The sequence below is a fragment of the Paratractidigestivibacter sp. genome (assembly GCF_052362415.1).
Taxonomy (GTDB): domain Bacteria; phylum Actinomycetota; class Coriobacteriia; order Coriobacteriales; family Atopobiaceae; genus Paratractidigestivibacter.
The window spans coordinates 16,389-17,026 of record NZ_DAWEMK010000025.1 but is presented as its reverse complement, the minus strand read 5'-3'; the positions used below and the strand labels follow the sequence as shown (position 1 = coordinate 17,026).

At 67.7% G+C, this 638-nt stretch carries 1 protein-coding gene; it reads left to right on the top strand.

Going from position 1 to position 638, the window contains the following annotated elements:
* Window positions 1-638 (top strand): SufD family Fe-S cluster assembly protein (locus ACT84W_RS04095; RefSeq protein ID WP_444328295.1); only part of this gene is annotated, 638 nt, incomplete at both ends.

Genomic DNA, 638 nt, shown 5'->3' with positions numbered 1-638 from the left:
CGCCGGCCTCGACCTCGACCACATCTCGACGTTCGTCTCGCCCAAGACCAAGCAGGCCAAGAGCTGGGACGACGTGCCCGCCGACATCAAGGACACCTTCGACCGCCTGGGCATCCCCGAGGCCGAGCGCGAGAGCCTGGCCGGCGTCGGCGCCCAGTACGACTCCGAGATCGTCTACCACAACATGCGCGAGGAGGTCGCCAAGCAGGGCGTCGTCTACACCACCATCGAGGACGCGCTGCACGATCCCGCCTGGGAGCCCGTGGTGCACGAGTACTTCGGCACCCTCATCCCGCCCACCGACCACAAGTTCGCGGCGCTGCACTACGCCGTCTGGAGCGGCGGCTCGTTCGTCTACGTGCCCGCCGGCGTGACCCTCGACTACCCGCTGCAGAGCTACTTCCGCCTGAACGCGGAGGGCGCCGGCCAGTTCGAGCACACGCTCATCATCGTCGAGCCGGGCGCCGACCTGCACTTCATCGAGGGCTGCTCCGCGCCCAAGTACTTCGCGGCCAACCTCCACGCGGGCGCGGTCGAGCTCTTCGTCAAGGACGGCGCGCGCCTGCGCTACTCGACGATTGAGAACTGGTCCAAGAACATGTACAACCTGAACACCAAGCGCGCCCGCGTCGGAGCCG